Source organism: Pseudomonas sp. ZL2 (assembly GCF_054788455.1).
In genome coordinates this window covers 73,273-90,562 of the sequence record NZ_JBGOGX010000055.1, presented here as the reverse complement: position 1 = coordinate 90,562, position 17,290 = coordinate 73,273, and the positions used below count along the sequence as shown (strand labels likewise).

Sequence of the window (17,290 nt, the reverse complement as noted above, 5' to 3'; positions counted from 1 at the left end):
TAAGGAGATTGCCCCATGAAAAAACTCGTCCCCCTCGTACTGCTGCTGGTGGCCGTACCGGCTTTCGCCCACCCTGGCCATGACGCCAACCCGCTGCAGGACGGTTTGCTGCACCCGCTGACCGGCCTTGATCACCTGTTGATGCTGCTCGGTACCGGCGTGCTCGCAGCCCTGACCGGGCGCACCCTGGCACTGCCGTTGCTGACCTTGGGCGCGATGTTCGGCGGGGCGCTGATGGGCCACCTGTTCGGTGGTGTGATCGGCATGGAAGCAATGATCATCGGTTCACTGTTGGTGGCCGCCGCCGCGCTGCTGTTGCCCAGCCGTCAGGTATTGCTGGCCTTGGCCATGCCGCTGTTTGCCCTGTTCCATGGCTGGGCCCATGGCGTTGAAGCCAGCCCGGGTGCGTTCTGGGTGTTCGGCGCAGGTTTCGTCACTGTCAGTGGCTTGTTGCTGCTGGTCGGCTTTGGCGCCGGTTGCCTGCTGCGCCGGCACCAGGGCCTGCAGAAAGCCTTCGCTGGCGGGCTGCTGGCCGGTGCCGCGTTCGTGCTGGCTGGCTGATGGGCAACGACCTCAAGCTGCTGCGCCTGCTGCAACTGGCCAGCCCGAGTCTGCCGGTGGGTGGTTTTACCTATTCGCAAGGCCTGGAGTGGGCGGTGGAGGCCGGCTGGGTGCAGGGCGCCGAAGGCTTTCGCGCCTGGCAACGCCAGCAGGTCGAGGACACCTTGTGCCACCTCGACTGGCCGCTGCTGGCGCGGCTGTATCAAGCTTGCCTCGATGACGATGCCGAGGCGTTCGCGCGCTGGAGCCGCTTTTTGCTGGCCAACCGCGAAACCGCTGAACTGCGCCTGGAAGAGCGCCAGCGTGGCATGGCCCTGACCCGCCTGCTCGATGGCTGGCAACTGGGCCAGGCGCCCGAATGGCGTGCGTCGCTGGAGCTCAGCCAGCTTGGCGGCATGGCCTGGCTGGCGGTGCACTGGCGGCTCCCGTTGCCTGATCTGGCCCTCGCTCACGGCTATGCCTGGCTCGAAGGTGCAGTGATGGCCGGGGTCAAGCTGGTGCCGTTCGGCCAGCAAGCGGCGCAAACCCTGTTGCGTGATCTGAGCGAAGCCTTGCCCGATGCCCTGGCAACCGCCCTGGCCCTCGGCGATGACCAGCTCGGCGGCGGCCTGCCGTTGCTGGCCATCGCCTCGGCGCGGCACGAAACCCAATACACCCGATTGTTCCGATCCTGAGGAAAGCCCCATGCAAAGCTATCAGCAACCCCTGCGCGTCGGTGTCGGCGGCCCGGTCGGCTCCGGCAAGACCGCGCTGCTCGAAGCGCTGTGCAAGGCCATGCGCGACCATTATGAAATCGCCGTGGTGACCAACGACATCTATACCAAGGAAGACCAGCGCATCCTCACCGAGGCCGGCGCCCTGGAGCCGGAACGTATCGTCGGGGTGGAAACCGGCGGTTGCCCGCATACGGCGATCCGCGAAGACGCCTCGATGAACCTGGCGGCGGTGGAAGCGCTGGCGCGCAAGTTCGGCAACCTCGAAGTGATCTTCGTCGAGAGCGGCGGCGACAACCTCAGCGCCACCTTCAGCCCGGAACTGGCGGACCTGACCGTGTATGTGATCGACGTCGCCGAGGGCGAGAAGATCCCGCGCAAGGGCGGGCCGGGCATCACCAAGTCGGATTTCCTGGTGATCAACAAGATCGACCTGGCACCTTACGTCGGTGCTTCGCTGGAGGTGATGGAAAAAGACACCCAGCGCATGCGCCCGGAACGGCCGTGGACGTTCACCAACCTCAAGACCGGGCAGGGCTTGCAGCGGGTGATCGATTTCATCGTCGAGCGGGGGATGTTGAAAGTGCCGGTGTAGCCAAAAGCATCGCGGGGCCGCGCAATCCTGTGGGAACGGGCTTGCCCCGCGATAAATCTATCTACGCCCCAGAAACGGCAACAACATCCCGACCTTGCGCTGATACTGCCGATACTGCTCGCCAAACAACTGCACCAGGTCCTTCTCCTCCAGCAGCGTGCCAATCAGGATGTACAAGGTACTCACCCCGGCAAACAGCAAGTGGCCAACCGTCATGTGCGGTGTCGCCCAGAAGGTCATGACAAATCCCAGGTACAGCGGATGACGCACCAGCTTGTACAGCCAGGGCGTCTTGAAGGTGCGGGATTCACCCCGGTGCGGGCGAAACACGTCCAGCGCCTGCTTGAGGCCGAACAGTTCGAAGTGGCTGAGCAGGAAGGTGGCCAGCAGGGCGATGATCCAGCCGAGCCAGTAAAGGCCGTTGATCAGCCCGCGCGCCGCAGGTGTCTCGATATCCCAAAGGGTCAGCGGGATCGGTTGCCAGAGCAGGAACATCAGGCTCAGCGCCAGGCTGCTGAACAGCACATAGGTGGCCCTTTCGATGGGGGCCGCTACCCATTGCAACCAGAATGATTTGAAGCTTTTGCGCGCCATGCCACTGTGTTGCAGAGCGAACAGGCTGATCAGCGCTACGTCGATCAAAGCCGCGAAATACCAGGCAGTCGCCGGTCCCGAGTCGATGTCCTTGGGCACCTGCGGCGGCCCGATGAAGCCCACGAAATACACCAGCACCAGCATCGAGTAGACATAGCAGAACAGGCTGTAGAGCAATCCGAGGCATTTATGCAGCAGCGGTTTCTCGTCCATGAGGCATTCCTTTCAATGAGCACCTGGGCGTCCTGCGCAGGTGGGTTGCAAGGGCTGAACCTTTAACCATAGACCAGAAAACCGGCGGCTTGCCGAGTAGGGCAATTAGCCGCAGCTCAACATTGCGCTGCCGGCCTGATAAAGTCGCCCCCCTGATGACTCGACCCATTGCAGGAGGCAGCTTTGAACACGTGCAGTCAGTGCGGCAAGGACCATGCGGATGACCTGGGGGAACTGGCGTTTCGCCGCCCCGATGCGCTATTCGAACTTTCCCCCGAAGAACGCGAGCACAACGTCAAGCAAAGCAACGACTGGTGCGTGATCGCCGGCGAGCGGTTTTTCCTGCGGGCATTACTGCCACTGACCGTGGTGGAGCTTAACGACAGCTACTGCATCGGCATCTGGGTCGAACTGCAGCCGAGCGCCTTTGAGCGCGTCTGCGAGCTGTGGCGCGATGAACGCCAGGCGGCCGAGCCGCCCTTTACCGTACGCCTGGCCAACAGTATCCCGACCCTGCCACAGACCCTGGGGCTCGAAGGCCTGCTGCAATTGAGCGGCCCGACCTCGCGCCCCAGTGTGACGCTGAGCACCAGCAGCCACCCGTTGGCCGTGGAGCAGGCCAAGGGCATTTCCCTGCACCGCGCTCATGAGTACAGCGTGGTGTTCGCCTGAAGGGCTCAGGCCTTTAGCGTGGCCATGTCAATCACGAAGCGGTACTTCACATCGCCGGCAATCATGCGGCTGAAAGCCTCGTTGATGTTGCCGATATCAAGCATCTCGATATCGCAGATGATGCCGTGTTCGGCGCAGAACTCCAGCACTTCCTGGGTTTCAGCGATGCCGCCGATCAACGAACCGGCCAGTACCCGGCGCTTCATTACCAGGTTGGCCGCATGCAGCGCCGGGTCGACCGGTTCGATCAGGCCGACGAGGATGTGCACGCCGTCGAACGTGAGGGTTTCCAGGTAGGGGTTGAGATCGTGCTGGACCGGGATGGTGTCGAGGAGAAAATCAAAGCAGCCGGCGGCGGCCTGCATCTGCGCTGCGTCAGTGGACACGATCACATGGTCGGCACCCTGGCGCCGCGCTTCTTCGGCCTTGCCCGGTGAACGGGTGAAGAGGGTGACCTCGGCGCCCATGGCCTTGGCGAACTTGATGCCCATATGGCCCAGGCCGCCCATGCCGAGGATGCCGACGCGGTCGCCGGCCTTGACCCCGTAATGCTTGAGCGGCGAGTAGGTGGTGATGCCGGCGCAGAGGATCGGCGCGGCGCTGGGCAGGTCCAGGCCTTGCGGAATGCGCACGACGAAGTGCTCGCTGACCACGATGCTGCTGGAGTAACCGCCCATGGTGTTGCTGCCGTCGACCCGGTCGGGGGTGGCGTAGGTCATGGTCGGGCCTTCCAGGCAGTATTGCTCAAGGTCCGCCTGGCATGCTTCACAGTGACGGCAGGAGTCGACCATGCAGCCGACGCCGACCAGGTCACCGACCTGATAGCGGCTGACGTTGGCGCCGACGGCGGTGACCTTGCCGACGATTTCGTGGCCGGGCATCAGCGGGTAGACGGCGATGCCCCATTCGTTGCGGGCCTGGTGAATGTCGGAGTGGCACACGCCACAGTAGAGAATCTCGATCGCCACATCGTCGGCACGCGGGCTGCGGCGCTGGAAGGTCATGGGCGCCAGGGGCGCGGTGGCAGACTGGGCGGCGTAACCGATGGCTGTGTACATAGGGCCTCAAAAACGGTGATCAGTGAAGGCTGCGCATTCTGCGCATCAAGCGCCGCGCCGCCCATCGTCATTCCTCCGCCTGTCATGCCTAAAACTCCGTAGTTGGTCGCCGGGCCCTGGCGCCTGGCTGTGAAGCTGCGATGATGTCAGTGTCCAATCCTCCGTGCGGTTCTTCATGCAGCTCACTCGCCACTCCGATGCCAACGCCACCCTGTGCTCCCTGATCCGCTCCCTGGCGCTGCGCCCGGGCTTCGTCGACACGCGCCTGGCGCAGGTGCAGGTGCTGTCGGCCAGTCACTACGTGGCCAGCAGCCCGCAGATCTACGAACCGAGCCTGATGATCCTCGCCCAGGGCAGCAAACTGGCGCGCCTCGGGCCGCGTACCCTGGAATACGGCGCCGGGCATTACCTGGTGCAGGCGCTGTCGGTGCCGTTCATGTGCGAGACCTTCGCCACCCCGCAAGAGCCGTTGCTGGGGGTGTCGGTGGCCATCGACCGGATCGTCCTGGGTGAGCTGGTGCAGAGCATGGGCCTGGCGCCGGACCGGGCGATCAAGGCGCAGACCCCGGAGTCGATGACTTCGGCGGCGCTGGATGAGGCCATGCGCGACAGTGTCGAGCGTTTGCTGCGCTGCCTGCACGACCCGCTGGACTGCCAGGTAATGGGCCAGGCGCGGGTGAGGGAAGTGTTGTATGTGGCCTTGCGCGGGCCGCAATCCGGGGTGTTGCGGGCCCTGGTGGAGCAGCAGGGCCACTTTGCCCGCATCGCGGCGGCGCTCAGCTACTTGCGCGAGCACTATGCCGAGCCGCTGAGCGTCGAAGCCCTGGCGGCGTGTGCAAACATGAGTGCCTCGACCTTTCACGAGCATTTCAAGCGCAGCACCTTGCTGTCGCCGATGCAGTACCTCAAGCGCCTGCGCTTGCTCAAGGCCCAGCAGATGCTGATTGGTGAAGGCCTGGGCGTGGCCCAGGCGGCGCACCGGGTGGGCTACCAGAGCACGTCGCAGTTCAGCCGCGAGTACAAACGCCATTTCGAGCGCAGCCCGGGGGAAGAACAGCTGTATCGGTAGCGCTTCACCTGTGGGAGCGGGACTTGCCCGCGATCGAGCGCGAAGCGGTCGCAATCCAGGCGACAGATGATGTGCTGGTTGCACGGGCCTCATCGCGGGGCAAGCCCGCTCCTACCCATCAGTCATAATGCACGGCGAGCCACACCGTGGCCTGGGTGCTGTCGGTCCACTCCACCCGATGCCGGCAGTGCGCCGGAATCTCGACAAAATCCCCCGGCCGCAGCACTCGCTCGGCAGGCTCATGCTCCAGCCGCAACCCGGCAGACCCCGCCAGCAACACCACCCATTCCCCCTGCGCCTGGTTGTACCAGAACCCCGGCGGGCTGGCCTGGCCATGGGAGACGATACGCTCGATGCGCAGCCCCGGCCGGGCCAGCAGGGCTTCGAAGTGCTCTTGCGCGCCGGGAGTGGGGAGGGGGTTGAACAGGTTGTCGAGCATGGCGGCCTGGCTCTCGTCTGGTTGCAGATTGTGGTTTAAGGTGGGCACCTGCTTCTCATGACAGGGATCGATCATGAAACACCCGCTTTTGCAGCCCCTCGTTGTCGCGATGTTGCTGGGCACTGCGCTGCCAGCCCTGGCGGCCTTGCCCAGCGCACCGTCCTACATCGACGATAGCCTGTATTCGCCGGCTGCCAAGCAGCGCATCCTGCCGCCGATGTTCGCCCAGACCCTGGCCAGCACCCGCTACCTTGCCAAACCGGACAACCCGCTGATCACCCAGGCCGAAGCCAGCGAATTCCGCCAGACCAGCAACTACGATGAAACCCGCGCCTACATGACCCGCCTGGCCGCCGCCTCCGGTGGCAGCATCGTGCTCAACGACCTGCCGGAGAAAAGCGCCGAAGGCCACCCGATGTTGATGGCCATTGCCTCCCTTGAGGTCGACAAATCACCCGCCGGGTTGAATGAGTCCGGCAAGCCGACGATCTTCGTCGAAGCCGAAATTCACCCGGGCGAGGCCAATGGCAAGGACGCGATGTTCATGCTCCTGCGTGACATGACCACCGGTGACAAGCCGCTGGCCGCCTTGCTGGAGAAGGTCAATATCCTGTTCATCCCCACCGTCAACGTCGATGGCGACCTGCGCCGCAGCGCCTACGGGCGGATCAACCAGAATGGCCCGGACGAAACCGGCTGGCGGGTCAATGGCCTGAACTACAACCTCAACCGTGACTTCACCAAGCTCGACAGCGCCGAGATCCGTAACGTCGCCTGGGTGTTCAACACCTACCAGCTGAGTTTTTTTGCCGACACCCATTCCACCGACGGCGCCATGTACCCCTACGACAGTTCCTATTGCCACAACGGCAACGGCTGGTCGCCGGCCAGCAGCGCCTGGATGGACAACGTCATGCGTGCGCCGGTGTACCAGGCGCTGGAGGCCGACGGCCATGTGGTGCATGAGTGCATCAGCCTCAACAGCAACCAGGACCCGGGCCAGGGTTACTACCCGTACCGCACCGACTATGCGCGCTTTTCCAACCAGTACGGCGACATTCGCAACGTACCGTCGATCCTGATCGAGCAACATGCCTTGCACCCTTACCAGACCCAGGTGCTGGGTAACTACGTGATGCTCAAGAGCATGTTCCAGGTGATCGGCGATCAGGCAGTGTCGCTCAACGAAGCCATCCGCCAGGACCGCGAGCGCCTGGAGGCCCAGGAGCAGGTGACCCTGACCTGGAAACCGGGCAAGGCCCAGACCACGGCGTTCACCGTCGGTGACTACCGCTATGAGCAGTCGCCGATCACCGGCGCCAGGACTATCGTCTGGAGCAACACACCGAAAAAACTCAACGTGCCGGTCACCGGCAACACCGAGCCCGACCTGGTGGTCAAACGGCCCCGGCAGTACGTGGTGCCGGGGCAGTGGCGCGAGGTGATTGCCCGGCTCAAGGCCCATGGCATTCACATGACTACCCTCGACAAACCGACGCCGATTGCGGTGACGCTGTATCGCATGGATGAGGTGAAAGTGGCAGGTGGCTTCGAGCCCGATCGCACGCAAAGCAACCAGATCCCGGGTTACGAAGGGCGTTTGCTGGTCAGCGGCGTGGCCAAACCGCTGGAGCGCTTGCAGACCTTCCCGGCGGGTTCGGTGGTGATCGATACCGACCAGCCGTTGGGCGTGCTGGCGGTCAACCTGCTGTACCCCGAAAGCCCGGACTCGTTCTGGGCCTGGGGCTTTTTCAACGCGACCCTGGTGGCGGCTGAAGAGCCCGAGGAATACGTGATGGAGCCAATGGCGCGCAAGATGCTCGCCGAGAGTCCGGACTTGAAGGCTGAGTTCGACAAGAAACTCAAGAGCGACAAGGCCTTCGCCGCCAGCCCCAGCGCCCGCCTGCACTGGTTCTACCAGCGCACGCCGTTCTATGACGTCAATGCGTTCGTCTATCCGGTGGGCGCGGTGTACTGATTCCGGTATCAATCGGTCTGAAATCGGTATTGGTGTTCAGCAAAACCTGTGGTCTATAAAGGCTCTGGTCTTCCGGCCAGAGCCTTCACTGCATGAACATCCGTCGCCGTTCACTGTTCGCCGCGAGCATGGCCCACGCCGTGCACGATGGCCTCACCGACGTCATCTACGTATTGCTGCCGCTGTGGCAGGCGCAGTTTGCCCTGAGCTTCGTCCAGGTCGGCCTGCTGCGTGGCGCCTATGCCGGGATGATGGCTGGCCTGCAGCTGCTGGCCAGCCGCGCAGCGAAACGCTGGGGCCGGGAGCGGCTGTTAGTGGGCGGCACCGCCCTGGCCGGGCTGGCTTACCTGGTTGTCGGGCAGGCCGGTGGCCTGGGCATGCTGCTGTTCGCGTTGTTGCTGGGCGGCCTTGGCGCCAGTACCCAACACCCCCTGGCGTCCTCGTTGGTCACCGACACCCATGAGGCCGGGGGCGGGGTCAAGGAGGCGCTGGCGCATTACAATTTTGCCGGTGATATCGGCAAGATGCTGGTGCCCGCCGGGGTCGGCTTGCTGTTGCTGGTGACCAGCTGGCAAACCAGTGTGACCGTGCTGGGCCTGCTAGGCCTGGCTGTCGCTGCCGTGCTCTGGTGGCTGGTTGCACCGCAGACCTCGTTGGCGTCGAGCCCGCGCAAACCCGTCATTGCCAGTGGCAACGAGTCCAGCAATGGCCTGGCCGCATTGCTGCTGACCGGCACCCTCGATAGCGCAGTGCGCATGGGTTTTCTGACCTTTCTGCCGTTCCTGCTGCAAGGCAAGGGCGCAGGCTCTGCGGGTATCGGCCTGGCGTTGATGCTGCTGTTCGTCGGCGGCGCTTTCGGCAAGCTGCTGTGCGGCTACCTGGGCGCGCGCATCGGCATGATGAAAACCGTGTGGTGCACCGAGTCGCTGACCGCGCTGCTGATCGTGTTGATGCTGTTTTTGCCGCTGACGGCGATGCTGGCGCTGTTGCCGCTGCTGGGCCTGGTGCTCAATGGCACTTCGTCAGTGCTGTACGGGGTGGTGCCGGAACTGACGGGGGCGGGCAAGCGCGATCAGGCCTTTGCCTTGTTCTACACCGGCACCATCGGCGGTGGCGCGCTGGCACCGGTGGTGTTTGGGCGGGTAGGCGATGGGGCCGGCATCACGGCGGCAGTGATGACGCTCGCGGCAATCCTGCTGCTGACCCTGCCGCTGTCCTGGTGGGTAGAGCGGCAACTGCAATCGGGTTTGCCGACGACCGTTTAGCCACAGCGGCGCAGGCTGGACGCTATCCCACCCCCTGTGGCACTGTCGGCGCCACAGATCGGCAGCAAGCGGGGTTGGCCAATGCTCAGCAGTACCCAGTTCAAGGCATTCAATCGTTGTGTCCTGCAACTGGCCAGCCTTGCCCGCGAGCGCGGCGGTTCGCATTTCATCGCCGAGGGCCTGCAGGCGTTTCGCGCGCTCGTGCCGTTCGCCTCGGCCTGGTGGGGCGAGATGTCCGGCGCTGTCGCCAGTGCGCCGCCGCAAAGCTGGATGCACGGGCGCATCGACCTGCCGCCGGCCTTTGCCCGCGAATGGAGCGAGGTCGCCGGCATCGACTGCTTCGCCCACACCACCCTGGAGCGGCCGGGGCAGGTCGTGCGCGACAGCGAGTTCACCGACCCCAACGAAGCGGTCAATGTGTTCGCCCGCCGTTACGACCTCTACCACCTGATGTGCATCACCTTCGAGTTGCCACAGAGCGGTCTGAATTTCTACGTCTGCCTGTACCGAGGCCAGCACGACGCTGCTTTCAGCGACAGCGAGGATGAACTGTTCGCCGCCTTCTGCGAGCAGCTGCTGCAACTGTGGCGCTTTCAGGTGCAGGACATGATCCGTCTCGATACCGGCAACGCCGCTGCCGATTTTGGCATTGCCCGTCTGGATGGCAGCCTGCTGTATGTGGGCGCGCGCGTGTGCGCGGCGATCGAGCAAGCGCTGCCGGGCTGGAGCGGCTCGCTGCTGCCGCCGCAGGTGAGCGCGCAACTTGCCAGGGCGCCCTGCGTGATGCGCCTGGGCCGCAGCAGCCTGACCCTCAGTGGCAACGGCGAGCATGTAATCCTGTCGCTGGAGGCGCCACCCCCAGGGGTGCTGTTGGCCCCCCGCGAGCGCACCGCAGCCATGCTGTTCGCTGCCGGTCACTCCTACAAGGAAATCGCCCGGATCCTGTCCTTGAGCCCGGCAACCGTGCGCACCTACCTGCGCAATTGCTACGTGCAACTGGGGGTCAAGAGCAAGGTGGAACTGGGCGCGGCCTTGCGTGCGGCGCTGCCGGTGGCGGAAAAAACTGCCTGACCCTCCTCATTTGCAGAGGTCCCTTGCCTTGCTGCGCTCTATAGGGTGTGACCAGCCCCGATAACAACAAGAGAGCGCTGCAATGCAACGATTGATTCCCACGCTGTTGGCCACTGCGCTGGCCTGTTCTGCGCTGCCGGCATTGGCCGCTGCGGACCTGGTGCTGTTCAACGGCAAGGTGTTCACCGCCGAACCCGGCCAGGGCCTGATGCAAGCGGTCGCGGTCAAGGATGGCAAGGTCCTGCAAGTGGGCAGCGACGCACAGATCCAGGCCCTGGCCGATGCCCACACGCAACGTATCGACCTGGCGGGCAAGGTGCTGATGCCCGGCATGATCGACAGCCACAGCCACCCGGTGGTGGCGGCCTTCGACAGCCTCGGGGCCAACCTGCAAGATGAGGTCAAGCCGCTGCCCGAGCTTGAGCAGTGGATCCTGGCCGAGGTCGAGCAAGGCCGCGGCAAGGCGGGTGAGGTGATCAGTATCGCCGGGGTGAGTTCGGCCTACTGGGACAACAGCCGCGAGCTTGGCCAGCTGTTCAACCAGGGCCGTTGGGCCCGCCAGCCGCTGGTGCTCAGTGGCATCGACGGCCACACCGGCTGGGCCAACCAGGCCATGCTCAAGCGTTTGCAGATCGATGCTGCGCTGGTCAAGGGCCTGTCCGAACAGGACCGCAGCTATGTCGGGCATGACGTCGACTTCACCCCCAACGGCTACTTTGCCGAAGCGCGCTGGGACCAGGTACGCAGCCAGATTCCTGCGGCCAGCCAGGAAGTGATGCTCAAGGCCGCGCGCGAGGCGGTCAGGGTCAACAACCAGTACGGCGTCACCGCCTGGATGGATGCTGCGGCCAATGCCGGCAGCGGTGACTCGCTGTTCGACTTCAAGGCCACCGCGCAGACGGTTGGCGTGCTGCCGTTGTACCGGGCACTGGCCGAACGGGGCGAGCTCAATGCCCATGTCGCGGCGCTGATGATCACCAACCCCAAGAGCCGGCCGGCGGACCTTGAGGTGCTGGCCAAGGTCGTGAAGCAGTTCGAAGGTGTGCCCAACCTGAGCTTTCCGGGCATCAAGGTGTTCGTCGATGGCGTGCTGGAATACCCCGGGCAGACGGCGGCGGTGATCACCCCGTACAGCAACAGCCACAAGAATGGCCAACTGCTGATCGAGCCGCAGCACTTCGGCGAGTTGGTGGCGGCGGCCGAGCAGCGTGACTGGATCGTGCACATGCATGCGGTCGGCGACCGGGCGGTGCGCGAGTCGCTCAATGGCGTCGCCTATGCGCGCACGCTGCAGGGCACGCCGCTCGCCCACAGCATCAGCCACCTGCAATTGGTCGACCCCAAGGACTTTGCGCGCTTCAAGCAACTGGGGGTAATCGCCTCCATGCAACTGCTGTGGGCAACCGGCGAGAACTACACGGTCGAGCTGGTCAAACCTTACGTCAGCGCCCAGGCCTACGCCTACCAATACCCGGCGCACTCGCTGCAACAGGCCGGTGCAGTGATCGCCGGCGCCAGCGACTGGCCGGTGTCCAGCCCCAACCCGTGGAACGCCATTGCCCAGGCCATGACCCGCAAGGGCCCGCTGGGTGTGCTCAACGCCGGGGAAAGCGTCGATCGCCAGGTCATGTTCCAGGCCTACACCCTCAATGCCGCCAAAGCCCTGCGCCTGGAGCGGCAGATCGGCTCGCTGGCGCCCGGCAAGCAGGCCGACCTGATCGTGCTCGATCGCGATGTGTTCAAGGTCAGCGCCGAGGACCTGTTCGAGACCCGGGTGCTCAAGACCTACTTCGCCGGCAAGCAGGTCTACGCCAGCGAGTCCTGAAACCGCCGTTACCCGCACACTCATAACAACAAGGGTCTGGTATGAACACACGCTTGCTCATTGCTTTCGCCTGCCTGGCGCCGCTGACGGCCCAGGCACTGCCACTCAACGATGACTTCAGCCTCGACATGAGCCTTGCCGCCACCAGCGACTACCGCTCCCGTGGCATCTCGCAAAGCCTCGGCGACCCGGCGCTGCAGGCCGGTGCCACGCTGATGCACAGCAGTGGCCTGTACGTCGGCGCCTGGGCCTCGACGGTGGATTACGGCTTCGACTACAAGACCCGCCAGGAAATCGAGTACTACGCCGGCTGGTACTGGCAGGCTACCGAGGCCATCAGCCTGGACCTTGGTTATCTCAAGTACAGCTACCCCAAGGAAGGCCAGTTCAACATGAGCGAGGTTTACGCCATTGTTGACCTCTATGGGCTCAAGCTTGGCGCCTACTATTCCAATGATGCGCCAAATGCCTTTGGCAAGGACCAGGACACGTTGTACAGCTATGTTGCCTACAGTTTCGCCTTGCCGGCCGAGGTTGGCCTGGAGTTGCGGGCAGGGCGCAACGATGTCAAGGACCCGGCGTTCTGGTCGGCCAGTGGTGATGAGCGCAATACGTACTATGAGTGGGAGGCCAGGCTGAGTCGCGAGTTCGTCGGCGTGACCTGGGGCTTGAGCTATATCGATACCGACCTGTCCAAAAGCGAATGCAGCAGTTGGTATGGCTATGACGACCTGTGCTCGGCGACCGTGGTGGTGAGTGCCAGCAAGGCGTTCTAAGCCAGCATCAATCCAATCCTGTAGGTAGCGCCAAACCTGTGGGAGCGGGCTTGCCCCGCGATCGAGCGCGCAGCGCTCGTAATTTGCTGGCTGCACAAAGCCCATCGCTGGCAAGATGGGCGCAGTCCGGTAAAACGAGCGTCGTATGCCCCACGCCAACGATCACACGCCCTGGCAGGTATTCCTGATCTTCCTGCGCCTGGGCCTGACCTCCTTCGGCGGCCCCATCGCCCATCTTGGCTACTTTCGCGACGAGTTCGTCAGCCGCCGTCGCTGGCTGAGCGAGCGCAGTTATGCCGATCTTGTGACGCTTTGCCAGTTTCTGCCGGGGCCGGCCAGCAGCCAGGTCGGCATCGCCCTGGGGCTGTCGCGCGCAGGTTATGCCGGAGCGCTGGCTGCGTGGGCCGGGTTTACGCTGCCCTCGGCACTGGCGCTGATCCTGCTTGCCCTGGGGCTGGCCGGTTACGCTGAAGCGGTACCCGCCGGCATCCTCCATGGTTTGAAAGTGGTGGCTGTGGCGATCGTCGCCCAGGCGGTCTGGGGCATGGCACGCAACCTGTGCCCGGATGTGCCACGGATCTCCCTGATGGCAATTGCCACCTGCCTGGTGCTGCTGGTGCCTGCGGCCTGGGCCCAGGTAGCGATAATTGCCGCCGCTGGCGTCGCCGGCCTGTTGCTGTTCAAGCCGGGCAACAGCGTCGAACACGATCCCTTGCCGATCGCCATCGGCCACCGCGCGGGCAGCCTCTGGCTGCTGCTGTTTTTTGCCCTGTTGCTAGGTTTGCCACTGTTGGCCGAACTCTGGGCCAGCCCGACCCTGAACATGATCGATGCCTTCTACCGCACCGGCTCCCTGGTGTTCGGTGGCGGTCACGTGATGCTGCCGTTGCTGCAGGCCGAGGTGGTGCCCACTGGCTGGGTCAGCAACGAGACGTTTCTGGCGGGGTACGGCGCCACCCAGGCAGTCCCCGGCCCGCTGTTCACCTTTGCCGCCTTTCTCGGTGCCTCGATGCACGGGCCGCAGTCCGGCTGGCCGGGGGCCGTCCTGTGCCTGCTGGCAATCTTCCTGCCGTCGTTTTTGCTGGTGCTCGGTGCGCTGCCGTTCTGGGAGCGCTTGCGCACCAACCAGCGCATGCAGGCGGCGATGCTCGGCATCAATGCGGCGGTGGTGGGGCTGTTGCTGGCGGCGCTTTATCAGCCGGTGTGGACCAGCGCCATCCTCCAGCCCCTGGACTTTGGCCTGGCGCTGCTGGCACTGGTGGCGCTGCTGTTCTGGAAACTGCCGCCCTGGCTGGTGGTGATTGCTTGTGGCCTGGGCGGCCAGTTGTTGAGCCTGCTCAGATGAAGATCGTACCGCGCATGAACAGCGCAGCCTGACCGCTGATGATCACCCGGCCGTTGTCCTGCACTTCACAGTGCAACTGGCCCTTGCGCGCACCGCCTTGCTCGGCTGTCAGGCTGCGCTTGCCCAGGCGCTCGGTCCAGTAGGGCGCCAGCGAAGTGTGGGCGGAACCGGTGACCGGGTCTTCGTTGACGCCTACCCGCGGGCCGAACCAGCGCGAGACGAAGTCGAAGTGCGTGCCGGCGGCAGTGACCGCAATGCCGCGCACGTCAAACGCGGCCAGCGCTGCAAAGTCGGGTTCAAGACCGGCAATCAGCGCTTGATCCTCGACCACTACCAGGTAGTCATCGGTGCGGTACAGCGTCTCGATCCGCTCCAGGCCCAGGGCCTGCAACAAGCCATCGGGCACTGCCACGGCTTGTGGCTGCTTGGCCGGGAAGTCCATGGCCAGGCGAGCACCGTCACGGCGAACCCGCAATTCGCCGCTACGGGTGGCAAAGCGCAGGGTGTCGCACTGTTCACCCAGTTGCTCGAACAATACCCAGGCGGTCGCCAGGGTGGCGTGGCCGCACAGGTCGACCTCTACCGTCGGGGTAAACCAGCGCAGCTCGAACAGCTCGCCGTTGCGTACTACATAGGCGGTTTCCGACAGGTTGTTCTCGGCAGCAATCTGCTGCAGCGTGGCATCCGGCAGCCAGGCTTCCAATGGGCACACCGCGGCCGGATTGCCGCCAAACGCCGTGGCCGAGAAAGCGTCTACCTGGAACATTTCAAGTTGCATGCTGATCATTCCTGTCCGTTATCTGCTGCCCGGATCTGCTCCAGGTAGTTGTAGATGGTGTAGCGGGTTACGCCGAGTGTGGCGGCGGCCTTTTCGATGCCGCCCTTGACGATGAACAGGCCGCGCTCCTGCATTTGCCGCACGGCCTCGATTTTTTGCGCTTTCTTCATGCCGAGCACGCCACCGGGGCAGGCGTCCTGGATGATCTCGGCCATCAGTTGCGTCATGTCTCTGGATTCATCCGGTGCTGGCGCAGGTGCGCTCGCCAGCCCCAGTAGCCCACCGAGCACTTGATGCGCGGCAGTGATTGCGCTGAGGTCAGTGTTGATGCACAGGCTGGCAAACGGCTGCCCGCTGCTGTCGCGATACACCACGGTAGCGCTGCGCAAGGGACGGCCGTCGGGGGCGAGGGTGGCGTAGTTCTCGATCACGACGGGATCGCTACTTGAGCGATCGTCCATAGCCCGGCGCACGGCGGCGAAACCCAGGTCATGGCGGGGCCCGCCCAATACCGAACCACCGACCTGGCGTCCGGTGACATGGCCGTTGGCGATGGCGAGGATGGAGCGCTGCGGCTTGAGCAGGTCATGCAGGACAATTTCGGTGTGGGAGCCGAGTGCATGGCTGAGCATTTTCAGCGTGCTGTGCAGTACGCCAAGAATCAGCCGTCGTTCGCTGCTCAATGCGCTGGAAACCTTCATCAGGGCCTTCGAGAGAGTTGAATAATGGCGATCAAGCTATCAACAGAGAGTTGAAATATCAACTTACTGTAGAATATTTAACCTGCATTTCCATCCGGTAGGGCCCTGGCGGATTGCGTCCGCCCGGCTCAGGCACTTAAGATATAACCATTCTCATTTAATGCCTGCGCCAATGAACGTGCCTCCTCCTGCTGACAGTCTCGACACCTTGTACAAGGGCTATCACGGCTGGTTGCTGGGGTGGCTGCGGCGACGCCTGGACTGTCCGCACAATGCCGCCGACCTGGCGCAGGACACCTTCGTGCGCCTGCTCAGTGCGGGTGCCTACGTGGCGCCGCGCGAGCCGCGGGCGTTTCTGGCCACGGTGGCGCGACGGCTGCTGGTCGACCGCAGCCGTCGGCAAAAGCTCGAACAAGCTTACCGTGAAGAACTTGCCCGGTACGTCGAGCACCTCGACCAGGCCCCATCCCCCGAACAACTGCTGGCGGCGGTAAATGCCCTTGAACACATTGCCCGCGCCCTGGAACAGATGAGCTCTCGCGTACGTCAGGTGTTCATCCTGCGTCACCTGGAAGGCCTGAGCCATGCGCAAATCGCCGAGCGCTTTCAGGTCTCGAGCAAAACCGTGCAGAACGATCTGGTCCAGGCCCTGTTGCAGTGTCACGCCGCCAGCGAGTCGGCACGATGAGCCCGTCACCCAGCGCCGCGGTATTGCGCGAGGCTGCCGAATGGTTGGTGCGCCTGGACGATGAGCCGAGCGCTGCCGACCAGCAGGCGTTCGGCGCCTGGTTGGCTGAATCCGACGAACACCTGGACGCCGTGCAACGCTTGCAAGGTAGCCTCGCGTCGCTGCGCCAGCTGCCTCGTGCCCCGGCCCGCGCTGCCTTGCAGCGGGTGACGGCAGCAAGCCCCGGCAAGCACGCACTCAAGGCGCTGGCCGTCGGCCTGGCACTGTTGTTGCCGACCGCGGCGTTGCTCCAGCATTATCCGCCAGCCTACCTGATGGCCGATCTGCGCACGGGCACTGGCCAGTGGCGCAGCGAGCAATTGCCGGACGGCAGCCGCATCAGCCTGGATGGCCGTTCGGCGGTCGACCTGCAGTTCGATGCACAGACCCGCACCTTGCGCCTGGTCAGTGGCGAGATCCTCGTGGAAGTGGCCAAGGACGCCACTCGGCCATTCAAGGTGGTCACCGAGCACGGCAGTATTCGCGCGCTGGGCACGCGCTTCGTAGTGGAGCGCCTGGGCGATAGCACGCGCCTGGTGATGATCGAGTCGAGCACCGAAGTGCGCAGCGGCGCCAGCCCCCAGACGGTGAGTGCCGGGCAGCAGGTGCAGTTCAGTGCCGCGGGCATGCAGGCGCTGCAGGCAGTGGATGCCTCGGGCCTGGAGCAGGCATGGGCCAGGCAGCAGATGCTGGTGCGCGAACAACCCTTGAGCGAGGTGCTGGAGCGCCTGGCCCGCAATCATCAGGGCTACCTGCTGTTCGACGCCAAGGCCCTGGCGCACCTGAACGTCACTGCGGTGCTGCCTGCCGACGACAGTGAGCGGGCCTTGCGCCTGCTGGCGCGCAGTTTCCCGATCCGGGTGGAGCACTACACGCCTTGGCTGACCCGTGTCAGACTCGAATAAAAATT

Annotated in this window: 18 protein-coding genes; 13 read left to right on the top strand and 5 right to left on the bottom strand. The window is 64.2% G+C overall.

Going from position 1 to position 17,290, the window contains the following annotated elements; translation table 11 throughout:
• The first annotated feature begins 15 nt into the window (after positions 1-15).
• From ABM562_RS25405 to ureG, 3 genes are read left to right on the top strand one after another with little or no spacing between them, the layout of a single operon-like run.
• Positions 16-561, top strand: coding sequence for a HupE/UreJ family protein (locus ABM562_RS25405; RefSeq protein WP_460423757.1), 546 nt, complete (start codon positions 16-18; stop codon positions 559-561).
• Positions 561-1,235 (top strand): urease accessory protein UreF, encoded by a 675-nt coding sequence (locus ABM562_RS25400; RefSeq protein WP_115086846.1) that lies wholly within the window; start codon positions 561-563, stop codon positions 1,233-1,235. Before ABM562_RS25405 ends, ABM562_RS25400 begins: the two co-directional genes overlap by 1 nt.
• A gap of 10 nt (positions 1,236-1,245) precedes the next feature.
• Positions 1,246-1,869 (top strand): urease accessory protein UreG, encoded by a 624-nt coding sequence (gene ureG, locus ABM562_RS25395; RefSeq protein ID WP_115086845.1) that lies wholly within the window; start codon positions 1,246-1,248, stop codon positions 1,867-1,869.
• A gap of 57 nt (positions 1,870-1,926) precedes the next feature.
• On the opposite strand, the gene mddA is transcribed toward ureG, so the two are convergent.
• Positions 1,927-2,676, bottom strand: coding sequence for a methanethiol S-methyltransferase (gene mddA / locus ABM562_RS25390; protein WP_460423754.1), 750 nt, complete (start codon positions 2,674-2,676; stop codon positions 1,927-1,929).
• Between the two features lie 183 nt (positions 2,677-2,859).
• On the opposite strand from mddA, the gene ABM562_RS25385 reads away from it, so the two are divergent.
• Positions 2,860-3,348 (top strand): DUF2199 domain-containing protein, encoded by a 489-nt coding sequence (locus ABM562_RS25385; RefSeq protein ID WP_460423752.1) that lies wholly within the window; start codon positions 2,860-2,862, stop codon positions 3,346-3,348.
• Positions 3,349-3,353: 5 nt separating this feature from the next.
• On the opposite strand, the gene ABM562_RS25380 is transcribed toward ABM562_RS25385, so the two are convergent.
• Positions 3,354-4,406, bottom strand: a complete 1,053-nt coding sequence (locus ABM562_RS25380) for an NAD(P)-dependent alcohol dehydrogenase (protein ID WP_460423750.1) — start codon at positions 4,404-4,406, stop codon at positions 3,354-3,356.
• A gap of 175 nt (positions 4,407-4,581) precedes the next feature.
• Between ABM562_RS25380 and ABM562_RS25375 the strand changes: the two genes are divergently transcribed.
• Positions 4,582-5,475: an AraC family transcriptional regulator gene (locus tag ABM562_RS25375; RefSeq protein WP_115086841.1), complete on the top strand. Its 894-nt coding sequence runs from the start codon at positions 4,582-4,584 to the stop codon at positions 5,473-5,475.
• A 118-nt stretch (positions 5,476-5,593) separates the two neighbouring features.
• Here ABM562_RS25375 and ABM562_RS25370 read toward each other — a convergent pair whose 3' ends face one another.
• Positions 5,594-5,914, bottom strand: a complete 321-nt coding sequence (locus ABM562_RS25370) for a cupin domain-containing protein (protein ID WP_167458901.1) — start codon at positions 5,912-5,914, stop codon at positions 5,594-5,596.
• A gap of 73 nt (positions 5,915-5,987) precedes the next feature.
• Between ABM562_RS25370 and ABM562_RS25365 the strand changes: the two genes are divergently transcribed.
• From ABM562_RS25365 to chrA, 6 genes are all read left to right on the top strand, one after another.
• Positions 5,988-7,892, top strand: a complete 1,905-nt coding sequence (locus tag ABM562_RS25365; RefSeq protein WP_115086839.1) for a M14 family metallopeptidase — start codon at positions 5,988-5,990, stop codon at positions 7,890-7,892.
• 92 nt (positions 7,893-7,984) lie between these two features.
• Positions 7,985-9,157, top strand: a complete 1,173-nt coding sequence (locus ABM562_RS25360) for an MFS transporter (protein ID WP_460423748.1) — start codon at positions 7,985-7,987, stop codon at positions 9,155-9,157.
• Between the two features lie 81 nt (positions 9,158-9,238).
• Positions 9,239-10,228, top strand: coding sequence for a helix-turn-helix transcriptional regulator (locus ABM562_RS25355; protein WP_115086837.1), 990 nt, complete (start codon positions 9,239-9,241; stop codon positions 10,226-10,228).
• An 82-nt stretch (positions 10,229-10,310) separates the two neighbouring features.
• Complete coding sequence (locus ABM562_RS25350; protein ID WP_346617262.1) at positions 10,311-12,053, top strand: amidohydrolase; 1,743 nt, start codon at positions 10,311-10,313, stop codon at positions 12,051-12,053.
• Positions 12,054-12,094: 41 nt separating this feature from the next.
• On the top strand, positions 12,095-12,829 hold the full coding sequence (locus ABM562_RS25345; protein WP_115086835.1) for a TorF family putative porin: 735 nt from the start codon (positions 12,095-12,097) through the stop codon (positions 12,827-12,829).
• 145 nt (positions 12,830-12,974) lie between these two features.
• A complete protein-coding gene (gene chrA / locus ABM562_RS25340; protein WP_233674144.1) occupies positions 12,975-14,174 on the top strand; it encodes a chromate efflux transporter in 1,200 nt (399 codons plus the stop codon).
• On the opposite strand, the gene ABM562_RS25335 is transcribed toward chrA, so the two are convergent.
• The gene (locus ABM562_RS25335) at positions 14,167-14,952 is read right to left on the bottom strand and encodes a PhzF family phenazine biosynthesis protein (protein WP_460423745.1); all 786 of its coding nucleotides are present in this window, start codon (positions 14,950-14,952) and stop codon (positions 14,167-14,169) included. The genes chrA and ABM562_RS25335 overlap by 8 nt on opposite strands.
• Before the next feature lie 5 nt (positions 14,953-14,957).
• The gene (locus ABM562_RS25330) at positions 14,958-15,653 is read right to left on the bottom strand and encodes a helix-turn-helix transcriptional regulator (RefSeq protein WP_460423743.1); all 696 of its coding nucleotides are present in this window, start codon (positions 15,651-15,653) and stop codon (positions 14,958-14,960) included.
• 172 nt (positions 15,654-15,825) lie between these two features.
• Between ABM562_RS25330 and ABM562_RS25325 the strand changes: the two genes are divergently transcribed.
• Positions 15,826-16,341 (top strand): sigma-70 family RNA polymerase sigma factor, encoded by a 516-nt coding sequence (locus ABM562_RS25325; RefSeq protein WP_166675755.1) that lies wholly within the window; start codon positions 15,826-15,828, stop codon positions 16,339-16,341.
• Positions 16,338-17,285 carry a FecR family protein gene (locus tag ABM562_RS25320; protein ID WP_460423741.1) on the top strand — a complete coding sequence of 316 codons (948 nt, stop codon included), beginning with the start codon at positions 16,338-16,340 and terminating at the stop codon, positions 17,283-17,285. Before ABM562_RS25325 ends, ABM562_RS25320 begins: the two co-directional genes overlap by 4 nt.
• The last annotated feature ends 5 nt before the right edge of the window (positions 17,286-17,290 follow it).